17 protein-coding genes are annotated in these 14,395 nt (G+C 71.2%); 11 read left to right on the forward strand and 6 right to left on the reverse strand.

Features of this window, described 5'->3' with window-relative positions; translation table 11 throughout:
• Nucleotides 1–38: 38 nt before the first annotated feature.
• Nucleotides 39–1,079 (forward strand): EamA family transporter, encoded by a 1,041-nt coding sequence (locus tag ACU6WZ_RS26135; protein WP_447030629.1) that lies wholly within the window; start codon nucleotides 39–41, stop codon nucleotides 1,077–1,079.
• Between the two features lie 168 nt (nucleotides 1,080–1,247).
• On the forward strand, nucleotides 1,248–2,264 hold the full coding sequence (locus tag ACU6WZ_RS26140; protein WP_447030630.1) for a DMT family transporter: 1,017 nt from the start codon (nucleotides 1,248–1,250) through the stop codon (nucleotides 2,262–2,264).
• A 161-nt stretch (nucleotides 2,265–2,425) separates the two neighbouring features.
• Here the strand turns inward: ACU6WZ_RS26140 and mihF are convergent, their stop codons facing one another.
• From mihF to ACU6WZ_RS26155, 3 genes are all read right to left on the reverse strand, one after another.
• Entirely contained in the window at nucleotides 2,426–2,740 is a 315-nt protein-coding gene (gene mihF, locus ACU6WZ_RS26145; protein WP_447030631.1) for an integration host factor, actinobacterial type, read from the reverse strand.
• A 75-nt stretch (nucleotides 2,741–2,815) separates the two neighbouring features.
• Nucleotides 2,816–3,826 carry a recombinase family protein gene (locus tag ACU6WZ_RS26150; protein WP_447030632.1) on the reverse strand — a complete coding sequence of 337 codons (1,011 nt, stop codon included), beginning with the start codon at nucleotides 3,824–3,826 and terminating at the stop codon, nucleotides 2,816–2,818.
• Nucleotides 3,827–4,166: 340 nt separating this feature from the next.
• Nucleotides 4,167–4,946, reverse strand: coding sequence for an NAD(P)H-dependent oxidoreductase (locus tag ACU6WZ_RS26155; protein WP_447030633.1), 780 nt, complete (start codon nucleotides 4,944–4,946; stop codon nucleotides 4,167–4,169).
• 138 nt (nucleotides 4,947–5,084) lie between these two features.
• Between ACU6WZ_RS26155 and ACU6WZ_RS26160 the strand changes: the two genes are divergently transcribed.
• From ACU6WZ_RS26160 to ACU6WZ_RS26170, 3 genes are all read left to right on the forward strand, one after another.
• Nucleotides 5,085–5,933: a helix-turn-helix transcriptional regulator gene (locus ACU6WZ_RS26160; protein ID WP_447030634.1), complete on the forward strand. Its 849-nt coding sequence runs from the start codon at nucleotides 5,085–5,087 to the stop codon at nucleotides 5,931–5,933.
• Between the two features lie 244 nt (nucleotides 5,934–6,177).
• Nucleotides 6,178–6,630, forward strand: coding sequence for a hypothetical protein (locus ACU6WZ_RS26165; RefSeq protein ID WP_447030635.1), 453 nt, complete (start codon nucleotides 6,178–6,180; stop codon nucleotides 6,628–6,630).
• Nucleotides 6,631–6,832: 202 nt separating this feature from the next.
• Nucleotides 6,833–7,729 carry an aldo/keto reductase gene (locus ACU6WZ_RS26170; RefSeq protein ID WP_447030636.1) on the forward strand — a complete coding sequence of 299 codons (897 nt, stop codon included), beginning with the start codon at nucleotides 6,833–6,835 and terminating at the stop codon, nucleotides 7,727–7,729.
• A gap of 242 nt (nucleotides 7,730–7,971) precedes the next feature.
• On the opposite strand, the gene ACU6WZ_RS26175 is transcribed toward ACU6WZ_RS26170, so the two are convergent.
• The gene (locus ACU6WZ_RS26175) at nucleotides 7,972–8,541 is read right to left on the reverse strand and encodes a peptide deformylase (protein WP_447030637.1); all 570 of its coding nucleotides are present in this window, start codon (nucleotides 8,539–8,541) and stop codon (nucleotides 7,972–7,974) included.
• Entirely contained in the window at nucleotides 8,538–9,512 is a 975-nt protein-coding gene (locus ACU6WZ_RS26180; RefSeq protein WP_447030638.1) for a helix-turn-helix domain-containing protein, read from the reverse strand. The genes ACU6WZ_RS26175 and ACU6WZ_RS26180 overlap by 4 nt, the downstream gene beginning before the upstream one ends.
• A 152-nt stretch (nucleotides 9,513–9,664) precedes the next feature.
• On the opposite strand from ACU6WZ_RS26180, the gene ACU6WZ_RS26185 reads away from it, so the two are divergent.
• The 6 genes from ACU6WZ_RS26185 (at nucleotide 9,665) to ACU6WZ_RS26210 (ending at nucleotide 14,214) form a co-directional block, all read left to right on the forward strand.
• Nucleotides 9,665–10,825 (forward strand): glycosyltransferase, encoded by a 1,161-nt coding sequence (locus tag ACU6WZ_RS26185; protein WP_447030639.1) that lies wholly within the window; start codon nucleotides 9,665–9,667, stop codon nucleotides 10,823–10,825.
• Nucleotides 10,822–11,526: a hypothetical protein gene (locus ACU6WZ_RS26190; RefSeq protein WP_447030640.1), complete on the forward strand. Its 705-nt coding sequence runs from the start codon at nucleotides 10,822–10,824 to the stop codon at nucleotides 11,524–11,526. Before ACU6WZ_RS26185 ends, ACU6WZ_RS26190 begins: the two co-directional genes overlap by 4 nt.
• Nucleotides 11,523–12,515, forward strand: coding sequence for a glycosyltransferase family protein (locus tag ACU6WZ_RS26195; RefSeq protein ID WP_447030641.1), 993 nt, complete (start codon nucleotides 11,523–11,525; stop codon nucleotides 12,513–12,515). The genes ACU6WZ_RS26190 and ACU6WZ_RS26195 overlap by 4 nt, the downstream gene beginning before the upstream one ends.
• Nucleotides 12,485–12,745, forward strand: a complete 261-nt coding sequence (locus ACU6WZ_RS26200) for a hypothetical protein (RefSeq protein ID WP_447030642.1) — start codon at nucleotides 12,485–12,487, stop codon at nucleotides 12,743–12,745. The genes ACU6WZ_RS26195 and ACU6WZ_RS26200 overlap by 31 nt, the downstream gene beginning before the upstream one ends.
• Nucleotides 12,745–13,614, forward strand: a complete 870-nt coding sequence (locus ACU6WZ_RS26205; protein WP_447030643.1) for a glycosyltransferase family 2 protein — start codon at nucleotides 12,745–12,747, stop codon at nucleotides 13,612–13,614. Before ACU6WZ_RS26200 ends, ACU6WZ_RS26205 begins: the two co-directional genes overlap by 1 nt.
• Nucleotides 13,615–13,683: 69 nt before the next feature.
• On the forward strand, nucleotides 13,684–14,214 hold the full coding sequence (locus tag ACU6WZ_RS26210; RefSeq protein WP_447030644.1) for a P-loop nucleotide/nucleoside kinase family protein: 531 nt from the start codon (nucleotides 13,684–13,686) through the stop codon (nucleotides 14,212–14,214).
• Here the strand turns inward: ACU6WZ_RS26210 and ACU6WZ_RS26215 are convergent, their stop codons facing one another.
• Nucleotides 14,215–14,394, reverse strand: a complete 180-nt coding sequence (locus ACU6WZ_RS26215) for a hypothetical protein (protein ID WP_447030645.1) — start codon at nucleotides 14,392–14,394, stop codon at nucleotides 14,215–14,217.
• Nucleotide 14,395: the final 1 nt, after the last annotated feature.

The following is a 14,395-nucleotide window of genomic DNA, read 5'->3' on the forward strand; positions in this document are numbered from 1 at the left end:
AGGATGACGCTCCTGACCCCGGCTGGCATGATGTGCCGATGCGCACGTCGTCTCAGTCTCAGGGGAAGAGCGCCGGCCTGGGACTTGCCCTGGTTTCGGCGCTCGCATTCGGTGGTTCGGGTGTAGCGGCCAAGCCGCTGATCGAAGCAGGACTCGACCCGCTGCACGTGGTGTGGCTGCGCGTGACGGGCGCCGCGCTCATCATGCTGCCGGTGGCCTGGCGTCACCGCGACCTACTGCACCGTAAACCCGCACTGCTGGCCGGATTCGGCCTGCTGGCGGTCGCCGGCGTCCAGGCCTTCTACTTCGCTTCCCTCTCCCGGATCCCCGTGGGCGTGGCGCTGCTCATCGAATATCTGGCCCCGGCGCTGGTCCTCGGCTGGGTCCGCTTCGTCCAGCGCCGGCCGGTGACCCGGTCCGCCGCGGTCGGGGTCGTCCTCGCTGTCGGCGGTCTCGCGTGCGTCGTGGAGGTGTGGGCGGGCCTGAGCTTCGACGTACTCGGCCTGGTGCTCGCGCTCGGCGCGGCGTGCTGCCAGGTCGGCTACTTCGTCCTCTCCGATCAGAGCGCCAGTGGCGACGACGCGGCCGATCCGCTCGGCGTCATCGCGTACGGACTGCTGATCGGCGCGGCGGTGCTGACCGTCGTCGCGCGGCCGTGGGGCATGCAGTGGTCGCTGCTCGCCAACGACGCGGACATGGGGGGCAGCGAGGTGCCGGCCGCGCTGTTGCTGGGCTGGATCGTGCTCGTCGCCACAGTCGTCGCCTATGTCACGGGTGTGGTGTCCGTGCGGAGGCTGTCGCCGCAGGTGGCCGGGGTGGTCGCGTGTCTGGAGGCGGTCATCGCGACGGTGTTGGCGTGGGTGCTCCTGCGGGAGCACCTGTCCGCCCCGCAGATCGCCGGCGGAGCGGTGGTGCTCATCGGTGCGTTCATCGCGCAGTCCTCGGCACCCAAGGGGCCGAGTGGGCCTGTCGCGGGCGGCCCTGCTGTGGGTGATCCGGTCACCCAGGTGCCGCGGGGGGCGGGCGACGAACGCCGCCGGGCGGAGGGGGAGTTGTCACCCCGTAGCACCGCACCCTAAGGTGCCGATCATGCATTCGACTGTGCTTCCGCCTCCCGCCGCGTAACGCGGGCGGCTCACCAGAAGACGAAGACCGGGCTCGGGCAGTTCCCGAGCGGTTCGTCGCTGCCCGCGTGCGGAGCCGAGCGACCACCTGTCCTGTGTCCCGTCTTCACGCGGAGAAGTCACGTGTCGAGTTCCTCCTTCCTTCCTTCGTCAGGCCTGCCCACCGGGCGCGGTCTGCTCTGTCTCGTCGTTGCCGGAACGGCGTGGGGTACCGCGGGAGCAGCTGCCTCTCTCACCTTCCTGGCCAGCGATCTCGGGCCGCTGGCCCTGTCCTTCTGGCGCTGCGCCGGGGGCCTTGTTCTGCTGGTGGCCGCTCGGGCGGCCGGCGCGGCCTTGCGGCGTGGCCGTCTTCGTTCCCGGGTGGGGCCGGCGGCCGTGCCTGTCGTGTCCGCCGAGCCGCGGGGGCGGCGGCTGACGCGGATCGTGGTGACCGGGCTGGGGCTGACGGTCTTCCAGAGCGCCTACTTCGCGGCCGTCCAGTCGACCGGGCTCGCGGTCGGCACAGTCGTCACGATGGGTGCTGGACCCGTGCTGATCGCGCTCGGCGCGCGGCTCACCTTGGGGGAGCGCCTGGGGCGCGCCGGAATTCTCACCGTGGCCGGTGCGTTGACCGGGCTTGCCGTGCTGGTGCTGGGCAGCGGTGGTACGTCGGTGCGGCCGTCCGGCGTGCTGTTCGCGCTGGCGTCCGCAGCCGGGTACGCCGCCATGACGCTGCTGACGCGTCGGCTCGGACGTGACGGCGGAGGGGCGGATCCGTTCGCGACGACTGCCTGGGCGTTCGCGATCTGTTCGGTCTGCCTGCTGCCATTCGCGGGTGCGGAGGGGCTGTTGCCGCGTACGAACGATCCTGTGCGCGTGCTGTGGCTGCTGGTGTACGTGGCCGCGGTGCCCACGGCGCTCGCGTACACCCTCTACTTCGCGGGGGCGGCCGTCGTCCGGTCCGCGACAGTGTCGGTGATCGCGTTGCTTGAGCCCGTGAGTGCGGCCGTCATCGGCGTCCTGCTGCTGGGTGAGCACCTCACGGGGGCGACGGTGGCGGGGACGCTGGTGCTGCTCGCCGCGGTGGCGGGGCTGGCGGTTGTGGAGGCGCGGGTGGTGGCAGTGGCGCGCGGCGAGGCGCCGCTGGTGGGGGCGGCTTAGCGGGCGGGCGCCGGGGCGGTGGTTCTGCCCCCACCCCGGCGCCCGCACTCATCGGCCTTGGGGACCAACGGACCAGTCAGTATCGGTGAGATTGATCTTGAACAGTGAGAGGACCCCGGCGGCATCGCCGGGGTCCTCTGTCGTGGTGGGGTAGTCGCAGGTCAGCCTTGTGGTGCGAAGTGCGCGAGGAGGCATTCCTTCTGGTTGCTGCCGAGGCCGCGCACCCGGCGGCTCTCGGAGATCTCCAGTTCGGTGAGGGTCTTCTGGGCCCGGACCTTGCCGATGCCGGGGAGCGCGGCGAGGAGCGAGTGGACCGGCATCTTGCCTACCGACTCGGAGTCGCTGGACAGCACTTCGCGCAGTGACATCTTGCCGTGCTTGAGGGCGTCCTTCACCGCGGCTCGTTCCTTGCGCGCTGCGGCGGCCTTGTCGAGCGCGGCCCGGCGCTGTTCAGGGCTGAGCGGGGGCAGAGCCATGAGGGGTGGTCCTCTCGTTGTACGACACGGAAGAGACCCATCATGTCCCCGCCGTTACGGCTTTGACCAGCGGGTTTACGAGGTTTGCACGGTCTGTTCGGCGGCGCGGGCCGGGCGGGGCCCAGGGATGTCGTCGGCGGCCTGGAGGATGGCGAAGTCGGCGTGCGCCGCCTCGATGGCCTCGGGGTATGCCTGGGCCTTCTCGTGCTCGGCCAGCGCCCGGTAGATGCTCGACAGGCTGGGATTCTGCCCCTTGCGCCTGCCCGTGGGGATGATCAGGTCCGGCTGGATCTGCTCGACGGTCTCGCCGCCCGTACGGCGGCGGAGCACGGTGTGCAGCATGTCGTCGGTGATGACCGGCGGCCGGCCGCCGTGCTTGCCCTTGCGGGAGGCGGCATCGAGCCCTTCGAGAGTGGCCTCGCGGATGTTCTCCCGCTCGGTCTCCGCCATCGCCGCGAAGAAGCCGAACAGCAGCCGGCCCGGACCGGTGGGGTCGTAGATTCCCGCCAGGGGCCCGGCGAGCATCTCCAGCACCAGGCCGTGCGCGGTGAGATGGTCCGCGAGCGCGGTCAGTTCGGCTGCGTCCCGTCCCAGCCTCTTCATCTCGCTCACCGTGAAAATCACCCGGCAGTGCGGGGCGTGGGCCTTGATCTCGCGTGCGGCGGCGAGTGCGGCCTCGAACTGCGGGCGGACCCGCACCCGGGTGCTGATCTTTTCGGCGAAGATCTTGTCCCGGGGGATGTTCTTGGCAGCGAGCGCATCGAGCTGCGACTGGAGTTCCTGGGTGAGGCTGGAGCACCTCGCGTATCCGATCCGGATGTCCGCGGTCGGGGTGTCCGGATCGATCGCCGCCGGAACGGGAGTCCCCGGCCGCCACGGCTGACCCGGGCCGCGGTCGGCGGGCGTCGGGACGCGCAGGAGTTTCGCCAGCCGGGGCACCTTCGTGAAGCGGCCGGTGTGATAGGTGCCGGCGACCGCACCGGAGCGCGAGCGGCAGGGGGAACCTGACTGAACGTCACAGCGGGGGCAGGGGTGACGCTCGACATCGTCGGCGTCGGACGCGAGTGCGGTTTGAGGGTCCGTCATGATCCCAGATATTGTCACAAACATTTCCCAGAATGGGCCACAACCCGCTTTTGAGTGAGAACGAGTTGTGACAGTGGATCGGCGCTCCGGGCCGCTTTCGCGGCCCGTTCTTGATCTTGCTCCGGGAAAGGACCGTTTATGCGAGTCGCTGGGCATCTCCTACACCTCCGCCCGCCGGCGCCTGACGGAGGAGGACCAGAGCCCGGCCGTCGTCCTCTTCCGTGACGGCAGGCACCGGGCACCCGAGGAACCCGCCCGCACACCCTGGCCGGTGGCGCTCACCGGCCCTCGGGCTGCTCCTCGGGTTCGCGCCCCAGTTCGTCCTGTCTATCGCCCGCGGTCAGCCCCGCACGTGCAGCCCGAAGCCCGTGCGGCCCGCGGGCTCCAGTCCCTCCTTCAGGTGCAGCGAGGGGATCTCGTAGTCACCGAAGTTCTGCCGCCGGAACGCGATCGGCTCGGTCGACTCCAGGGTGAGCAGGCGCTGCTCCCATGCCTTGGCGACGTCCGGGTACTCCTCGTCAGTCATCCGGTCGGTGCCGTACAGCACGAACGGCGGCAGCACCTCGATGCCGGGGTAGTAGAGGATGCCGTGGTGGATCGGGAACAGCAGATCGTCGATGGGGCCATTGATCCCGCGGGCGGTGTAGTGCGACTCCGGGCCGCCGGCGGTCACCGACAGCAGGGCCTTCCTGCCCGCGAGGGTGCCTTCGCCGAAGCGCTCGCCGTACCTGGTGTCGCTGTGCTCGCCGACGCCGTACGCGAAGTGGAAGGTGAACACCCGGTCCACCCAGCCTTTGAGGATCGCGGGCATCGTGTACCACCACAGCGGGAACTGGAAGATGATCGTGTCGGCCCACAGCAGCTTCTCCTGCTCGGCGAGGACGTCCGGGGTGAGCGTCCCGGCGTCGAAGGCCCGGCCCGAGTCCAGGGCGACCTTCAGCGGACTCGAGGCGTGGGGGCCGTAGTCCGCGGCGTCCACGACCGCCTTCCAGTTCATCGCGTACAGATCGCTCACCCGTACCTCGTGCCCGGCGCTCTCCAATGTGGACACCGTGAGGTCCTTCAGCGAGTTGTTGAGCGACTTCGGCTCCGGGTGGGCGTAGACGATCAGCGTCTTCATGTGAACTCCTTCGGATCGGGTGCCTTCGATTCTGGGCGCCGCGGCGCCCGGCGTTCAGGGGCGCCTCTTCCGTCGGACGGGACTTCCTGGTAACGGCAGTACCACCTTTACGGGCACCGCCGAGGCCATACTGGGGGCATGGACGATCTTGCGGGCTTCCTGCGGACCCGGCGTTCCCGGGTCGACCCGGCGGCCGTCGGCATCCCCACCGACAGCCGCCGCCGGGTCGAAGGGCTGCGCCGCGAAGAGGTCGCGCACCTGTCCGGAGTCAGCGTCGACTACTACGTACGCCTGGAGCAGGGCCGCGCGACCCAGCCCTCCGAGCAGGTCCTTGACGCGCTCGCCCGCGTCCTCGGTCTCGACGAGACCGAACGCGGGCACCTCTCCCGGCTCGCCCGGCAGCGCCGCCGCCGTGCGAAGGCGCCGGGCGGGCGGGTCCGGCCGGAGCTGCTGCGCGTCCTCGACCTGGTCGCCGACGCACCCGCGCTGATCATGGACCACCGCCTGGACGTGCTCGCCGGGAACCGCCTCGCCGGGCTCCTCTTCGGTCGGCCGATGCCGGGCCTGAACACCGCCCGGCACATCTTCCTTGAGGAGGCCGAGCGCGGCCTTTACGCGGAATGGGAGAAATGCACCCTCGACGTGGTTGGGCACCTGCGCCTGGCCGCCGGCAAATACCCCGAGGACCCCCGCCTGGCCTCGCTCATCGGCGAGCTGGCGATGGGCAGCGAGCGCTTCCGTCGCCTCTGGGCCCGCGCGGACGTGTGTGCCCGCACACATGGACGCAAGGCGTACCGGCACCCGCTGGTCGGACTGCTGGAACTGCACCAGGAGAACTTCGCACTGCCTGACGAATCAGGCATGGAGCTGCTGGTGCTGTCCGCAGCTGCAGGCAGCCCCGCCGAGGACGGGCTGCGCCTGCTAGCGGGCTTGGGCGCGGACAGCGGTGACGCGCATCCCACAGTGAACGCTCAGGTCCGCGGGTAACTCAACGACGCCCACCCACCGCCGGGAACGCCTCAACACTGACGGCTTCCGGTCCCCGGCCTACTTTGCGGCTGGTGACATGCTTCTTACCGTCACGTCGGGTTCAGCGTGACTGAAGGTCTCCCGGCGAGTCGCGCTGAACGAAGACGAGCGCCTCGATGCCCTTGGCCGACTGCTGACCGACACCGAGATACCCATGCGCCTCCGGGTGGCCGGAGTCATCGTGCTCCTTTACGCACAGCCCGTGAGCCGCATCGTCCGGCTGAGCGTCGATGACGTCATCCGCGACGGCGACACGGTGCTGCTACGGCTCGGCGAACCAGCCTCGCCCATTCCCGCACCGGTCGCAGCCCTGCTGCTGGAGCACATCGCGAACCGCGACAACATGAACACCGCCACCAACCCCGCATCCTCCTGGCTCTTCCCCGGCCGCCGGTCGGGTCGGCCGTTCCGCCCCGACCACCTGTCCGCGCTCCTGAACGAGGTCGGGGTCCCAGCCGTCGCCGCCCGCGGCGCCGCCATACGGCAGCAACTCCTCGAACTACCCGGCCCCGTCGTCGCGGACGCTCTCGGCTACCACGACAAGACCACCAGCCGCCTCATCAGAGAGACCGGCGGGACATGGAGCCGATACGCCACTGGCGATCACAAACGGTCACCAACAGGCTGGGCTCCTCCGGGACCCGGCAACAGTTGAATACGAGAGCCCACCAGTAACCAGTACGGGGCCGTACCAGAACGACGTTCTGATCGAACGTTCTCAGCAGGTCCAACGGCTGCGCGGTGACGGGTCGTTCCTGATACTCATGTGACGTTTCGCCCAGCCTGTTGACCTGTCACAGCACCCCGATGCCGCCCCATACTCCGGAACCTGACAAACCGACGAGTGAAGGAGCACAGTGGACGCAGCGACGGCAGGGACCTGGAAGCTTGGTGACCTGGAGGTGAACCGTGTCGGCTTTGGCGCGATGCGGCTGACCGGTAACGGCATGCTGGGGAACTCCGACGGTGCGCCCATCGACCGTGATGTCGCCGTCCGGCTGCTGCACAGCGCGTTCGAGCAGGGCGTCAACCATATCGACACGGCGGCCTTCTACTTCTCGCCGCTGCGCTCCGCGAATGAGCTCATCAACCGGGCCCTCGCGTCCTGGCGCAACGACGTGGTCGTGGCGACCAAGGTCGGCCCGGGGCGCGACCCCTCCGGCAAGTGGCTCACCATGGCCCGCCCAGACCAGTTGCGCGGCCACGTCGAGGAGAACCTGCGCCAGCTCGGCCGGGACCACCTGGACGTCGTGAACCTGCGAAGCGACGGCATGGATTCGATCGCCGAGCACTTCGGTGCCCTCGCCGAGCTGCGCGCGGCGGGCCTGATCAGGCACCTTGGGCTCTCCAACGTCCGGCCGCAGCACCTCGCCGAGGCCCGGGCGATCGCGCCGGTGGTGTGCGTGCAGAACTCCTATGGCCTGGACTGGCGCCACGCCGAGGAGAGCGGGCTGGTGGACTTGTGCCGGGAGCAGGGCATTGCGTTCGTCCCGTTCTTCGCCATCGCCGGCCTGCGGCGCGAGGCGGCCGCCGCCCAGGAGCAGGACGCGCGCGTCCACACGGTCGCCCGCGCCCACGATGCGACGCCTGCCCAGATTCTCCTGGCATGGACCCTGCACCGCGGACCCCACGTGCTGGCCATTCCCGGCACCACCAACCCCGCCCATCTCGCCGAGAACATCGCCGCCGGTGCCCTTCGCCTGACCGAGGAAGAGCTGGCGCTCCTCGACGAGCCGGGCGAGGCCGCCGCCTGAGCACGCCTGCGTCCAGACCCCGGCCGAGGTCACGTGATGCCGAGATCGGGGGTCATCACAACCCGGAATGACTGCGCTCCCGCACCTCTCGTGCGGGAGCGCTTCCGGGCTCTCAGCGCTGCTTCGCGACCTGGCTACTCGGTTCGTTTTCGGAAGAAGGAAGCTGACAGTCACCACCCACCGGGTGCGCAAGGAGAACTGGCGACAGTTGAATACGCGAGCCCACCAGTATCAACCGCCGCCTACTGCTCGTAGGCCCAGGTACGGCCGGTCTGGCGGTACTCCTCGACGGGGATCGGCTCGACGCCGGGGCGCATCCGGGCGGTGTAGAGCAGTCCGTCGAGGTGGTCAATCTCGTGTGCGATGAGCCGGGCGAGGCCGCGTTCGTACACGGTGGTCACCGTCTTGCCGTCGAGCGCGGTGGTCTCCACCGTGATCGTCAGCGGGCGGGGGACCATGCCGCGGACGTCGAAGAAGGACAGGCATCCCTCGTACTGCTCGTCGGCGTCCTCGGACATCTTGGTGATGCGGGGGTTCAGGAGCACGATCGCGGGGCTGTCGCGACCGGGCGGCTGGACGGCGGCCGCGGCCCGGCCGATGCCGATCTGCGGGGCGGCGAGCCCCATGCCCTTGGCGAAGGGGTGGACCTGGCCGATGCGCTCCATCGAGGAGAACAGCATCTCCACCGCCAGCTCCGCCTCCTCCCGTTCGGCGGGCAGGTCGAAGGGGCGGGCGACCTCGGCGAGGAGGGGGGCGCCGTACTGGACGACGCCGATCTCGCGCATCCGCTGGCTGGACTGCACCTCGGTCACCTGGACTCCCCGGGGGTCGTGTCGAGTTCGGGACGTGCCCGGAACCTCCACTCCAAACGGTATCGGGCGTGCAGGGCCGGGGTGGCCGTCGTCCAGGTGAAGACCCGCATCCCGTTCTCCTCCGTACGGGCGGGCGCGGTCCGGAGGGGGGCGGCCTCGGCGGTCATGGACGTCTCGGTGCCCCATACGACGGGGTCCAGGGCGACGGGGAAGGCCAGTTGGACTTCGAGGTGTTCGGTGGGCAGGCGGACCGCGCGCTGGAACCACCGGCCCCACTTCTCGTCGGCCACCGAGTACGCGTACTCGATCCACACCGACTCGCCGGGGTAGAGGGGGAAGCGTCCCTGGGTGTTCTCGAAGACGAGCCAGATCTCCTTGAACGCGTCCCGGTCGTGCTTGGCGTCCCAGCGCATCGCCTCGCCCCGGCAGGTCGCGGTCAGGGCGAGTTCGTCCCAGGTCAGGGGATGTTCGCGGTAGTGGGCGTTGGACCGCTCCGGCTCTCCCGGGTAGCGGTCGACGCTGATGCGGATCAGGTAGCGGGTGACGGGTTCGGTGCCGGTGTTGCGCAGCCGGCGCCGCATAGTGAGGCGATAGCTGGTGCCGTCGTAGTCCAGGCGGGCCTGGTCGTGCTCGACGACCAGGGCGGAGCCGGTCGCGTACGGCTGCTCGGCCCGCCGGGGCGCGGGTGCTCTCGCGGGGTGCCGGGTGCGGGCCCTGGCCGCTTCGTAGTCGCACCACCGGTTCCAGATGGCCTTGCCCGCGTTCAGCGTCTCGTCGGCGAGGCGTGCGAACTCCTCGGTCGGCTTCGCGCGGCCGGACTCGATGTGGCTGACGTAGGAGGGATCGAAGCCCATCCGCGTGGCCAGGGTGCGCTTCGCCAGACCCCGGACTTCGCGCCAGTAGGAGACTTCGGCGGCGAACGCCTCCGCCTCTGTGACGGGCTCCTGCGGCTCGTCCGCCTGCGTGTCCACCTCGACGCCCCCTGACGCGGCCGGTCCGTACGGTGATGATGAATGAGCGGTACGTGAGTGCAGTTCATCATTCCGTCACCGTCCCGTCTGCCGGTTTCCTTCCCTCATCCGGCCCGCCTCGACCCTGCGGGCCCCGGTAGAAGGAGGGCACGATGAGTCAGCGCGTGCTGTACCTGCTCAACATCTCCAACCCCGACCGGCTGGCCGCCGATTCGGGCTGGATCTTCGCCGACCTGCTCGCCCCCGCTCTGGCCGACGCCGGGGCGGAGGTCACCGTCGCCGCCCCGGCCCCGGCCGGTGACGGGCGGGCCGGCTTCCAGCGCACGGCGGTGCCGGGCACGAAGTACCGGGCCCGCTTCGCCCCCGACCTGGACCAGCTGGTCGAGCTGATCCGCGAGGTCCGCCCGGACACCGTGGTCGCCAACCAGATCGAGGCCGCCCCCGCGGTCCGCACCGCCCTGCTGGAAGCCGGATCGGACGCGACGCTTGCGGGGTACTGCCACTACCTGCCGTTCTCCTTCACCGACGACCAGCAGCTGCGGGTGGACCCCTCGCTCGACGACGCCGGGCTCGGCCGGAGCGTGCTGCTGGCCTTCGCCGCCGGTCTCGCCGCCTTGGACCGGGTCCTGGTCCACTCCTCCACCGCCGCCTCCTGGACCACCGCGGCGGCCTCCCGGATGGCCGTGGACCTGGGCGAGAAGCTGCGAGTGGTGCCCGCACCGCGCGACGAACGCCTCGTACGCGACCCCGCCGAGGCCACCGCGCCGGGCGGCCACGGGGCGGTCGGCGTCTACAACCACCGCCTGTACGCGCACTACGGCACCGCCCGCTTCGTCGACGTCGCCCGGCAGATGACCGGACCCGAGGTGCGGCTGAAGGTCATGGACCTGTTCGGGGACCGCCGCACCGACCGCACCCGCCTGGACTCCAGCCCCGAACGCCACCGCGCCGAACTCGCCGCCCTGGACGGTGTCGAGGTGGTCTCCGACCGCGCCGACCGGGTCCGCTACCGGAACCTGCTGGCCGGCGCGCACTTCGGCATCGCACCCTTCCGCGCGGGCTGCCCGTGGTCGATGAGCGTGATCGACTGCCAGGGCATGGGCCTGCCCGTCATCGCCCCGCGCCTGGGCTGGCTCGCGGAGCACATCGACGACGAGCTGCTGTTCGACACGGACGCCGAAGCCGTCGCCCTCGCCGAGCGGCTCGCGACCGACACCGAGTTCTACACGGTGCACGCCAAGCGGGCACACGCCTCCACCGCCGACTTCACCCCGGACCTGGTCGCCGCCCGCTACCTTCAGGCCATCTCATGACCGGCTTCGATGCGGTGATGCTCTCCTACGACGAGCCCCTCGCCGACAAGCTGCACGCCCGCCTCCAGCGGGTGCTGGGGCTGAAGGTCAAACGGCTGCACGGGGTCCACGGGATGCGACGCGCCTACCGGCTGGCCGCCGAAGTCGTCGACGCCGAACAGTTCCTGCTTGCGGACGGGGACTTCGTCATCGACACCGAGTTCGCCGTCCGCGACGTCGAGCCGCTGGCCGAGGGGGTGTCGCTGCGGGTGTGGCGGGCGGTGAACCCGCTCAACGGCCTCATCTACGGCTACGGCGGGCTCAAGCTGGTCCGCCGCTCCGCGCTGCGGGAGCTCGGCGAGGCCGTCGACGTGCTGGCCGCGCTGCCCGGCCGGATCGAGTTCTCGAAGGACGTGGCCGGCACGACGCGGATCAACCAGAGCCCGTACCACGCGTGGAAGGCCGGTTTCCGCGAGTGCGCGATGCTCGCGCGTGGCAGTGAGTACGGGATGGACGACGCACAGAGCACCCAGCGGATCACGGCCTGGACATCCGGTGGACAGGGCGAGTTCGCCGACTACGCCACCGCCGGCGCCCGCGAGGGCGTCGCGTTCGCCAGCGAGGCGGCCCGCGATCCGGGGCGGTTCGAGGCGCTGAACGATCCGGCCTGGCTGCTGGAGAGGTTCGCCGCCGCCCACGGGGACCAGGCGGTCGCCGGATGACCGGGCCGCTGGTGCTGATCGAGCCGTACGCCCACCGGCTCGGCGGCCACCACCAGCACGCCCTGGTCGCACTCGCCGGGGCTACTTCCGACACCGTGGTGGTCGCCCCGTACGGGGTCGCCACCGAGGCAGCTACGGCCCTGCGTACGGCGGGGGCCCGGGTCACCGATCCGGTCGGCCCGGCGGCCCGGGTGCTGTTCGTCGCGGCGAACACCGCGGCGGTCCTCTCGGCGGCCGGGCGGCGGGTCTTCGCCTCCCGCCGCTGGCCCGCCTGCCTGCGGCGGGCCCCGCACCAGATCACCCTCCTCGCCCGCTGCCTCATCGAGGCCGCCTGCCTGCGCACCGCCCGGCGCCTGGTCCCCGCGCCGGGCGCGGTGGTGGTGCTCAGCGCGAGCGAGGCCCTGCACGGCGCCGCCGCCCTGCTCGGCGGCCTGCCCCACCTGCGGTTCGTCCACGAGAGGGTCACCACCGAGGACACGGCCGTACGGCTGCTCGGGCGGCTCGCCCGCTCCGGCGAGAAGCGGGTGCTGGCGCTGTGCCCGACGGCCGCCGTACGCGACCAGCTCGCCCCGGCCTTCCCCCGCCTGCCCGGCGAGGTCCGCACCTTCGCCGTCGACGACGGCAGACGCCTGAGCGACGCGGAGCGCGAGGGAGCCCGCGCGGCCTTCGACATCCCGGCCGGCGGGCGGGCGGTGTGCCTGGTCGGCGGCTGGTGGCCGCACAAGGACATCAACGTCATCGACGCCGCCCTCACCCGGCTCAAGGAGCCGCTGCACCTGGTGGTCACCGGCCACCCGCTCGACGAAACCGTTCTTCAGCGCTGGCGGGACCTGCCGCGGGTCCGGCTCCACACGGTCCCCGGACCGGTCAGCGAGGAGGTGCTGCGGATCGTCTACGGCGCCGCCGACGCCGCCCTGGTCGCCCGCCACCGGGGGTTGGCAAGGAATCCGGGCTGGTCATGGGCGCCGTCCGGCACGGCGTCCCGCTGATCGTCTCCGACCACGACCCCGACCTCACCGCCCGCCTCGACGGCCAGGACTGGGCCCGGATCTTCCCCGCCGAAGACTCCGCCGGCCTCGCCGCCGCTCTGGACCGCCTCACCGCCAACCCGCCAGGGCGTCCCGGCAACGGCGCCGCCGAAGCGGTGGGCCTGCCCACGGCGGACGGTCAGGCCGCCTTCCTCACCGACGCCTACCGTCTGATGGCCAAGGAGTGCTGATGCCCGCCACCCCGGCGCTGATCGCCGTGATCGGCCCCGTCGAACCCGCCCTGCTGGCCGCCTGGACCACCCACTACCGCCAGCTCGGCATCGAGCGGTTCCACGTCGCCTTCCACTTCCCCGACCACGTCCCCGACGCCTGGCGCCACCAGCTCGTCGCCGCCAGCCATGAACTCGGCATCACCCTCGCCGCCGTCAGCACCGGCCCGTGGCACGAGCACACCAACACCGAACTCCGCGACGCCCTGCGCGAGCAGGCCGGCAGCGGGTGGCACCTGCTCGCCGACGCCGACGAACTCCAGACCTACCCCGCCCCACTGGGCGAGGTGACCGCCACCGCCGAGAAGTCCGGGCACCGGGTGGTCGGCGGGCTCATGCTCGACCGCGTCGCCGCCGACGGCCGCCTCGCCCACTGGCGGGCCGAGACCGGGCTGGACCGAGCCTTCCCGCTCGGCGGACACCTCACCCACCGCCTCCTCCGCGGTGACCCCCGCAAGATCGTCCTCGTACGCTCCGGCGTCACGGTGTCCTCCGGCAACCACCGGGCCCCCGGCCACAACCCCGACCCCGAGACCCTGGCCTGCGTCCACCACTTCAAATGGCGCTCCGGCGTCCTGGACGACCTGCGCCGCCGGGTGGAACGGTTCGCCTCCGGCGACTGGAGCGAGCACACCCCGGCCGTACGCGACGAAGCCGCCCGGCTGCTGGAGCACACCGGCCGCCACGGCGGGCGGATCGACGTCGCCGACCCCCGCCTCGCCTTCCGCCGCGTGAGCCTCGACCAGCTGCCCGCCGGGTGGGAACGCGAAGCCCAGACGATCGCCACCGCGTGGCGCCCGCCCGCGGCCCGCACCGGCACCCGCCCGTAAACCGGCGCGGGAAGGACCGGGCGGGGCCACAATGGAGGGGAAGGACCCCGCCCGTCGAAGGGATGACCGTTGAGCACGTCCGCACCGCTCGCCGTGCTGCTGGTCGGCATCACCGGCTCCGGCAAGACCGTGCTCGCCCAAGCTCTGGCCGACCGTGGGATGGTCCGCCTGTCGGTCGACGAACAGGTACACCGCCTGCACGGCCGGTACGGCGTCGACTACCCCGAGCACGAATACTTCGAGCGTGAGGGGCCCGTCGTCGACGCCGTCCGCCAGCAGTTGGCCGACCAGCTCGCCGCCGGACACGACGTCGTCCTCGACCACGGTCTGTGGCTGTGGGACGCCCGCGACGGGTGGAAGAAGACCATCGAGGCCGCGGGCGGCGACTGGCGGCTGGTCTACCTGCCGGTCGAGAGGGGCGAACTGCTGCGGCGCCTGAACGAGCGCAACCAGCGCGCCGACGCCAACGCGCTGATGGTCACCCCCTCCGCGCTCCAGGACTTCTTCGACCGCTTCGAGGCCCCGGCGCCGGACGAGAACGCGATCGTCTACACCGGCGACGTGGACGCGGTGTACGCGGCGGCCACGGCGGGCCGCTGATCAGCGCACCCACTCGTAGTCGTCGTCCTCTGCCCAGCCGGCCCGGCGGTCGTCGTCGCCGAGCAGGTCGTTGACCTCGTCCTCGGTGAGCTCACGTGTCTCGTCCATGACGATCAGGATGCCCCGCCGGCGCTTCCCGCGCCGCGCACACCCCCGTACCGCGTCCCGCGTCCGTGCCACT

It is taken from the genome of Streptomyces hypolithicus (genome assembly GCF_052934925.1).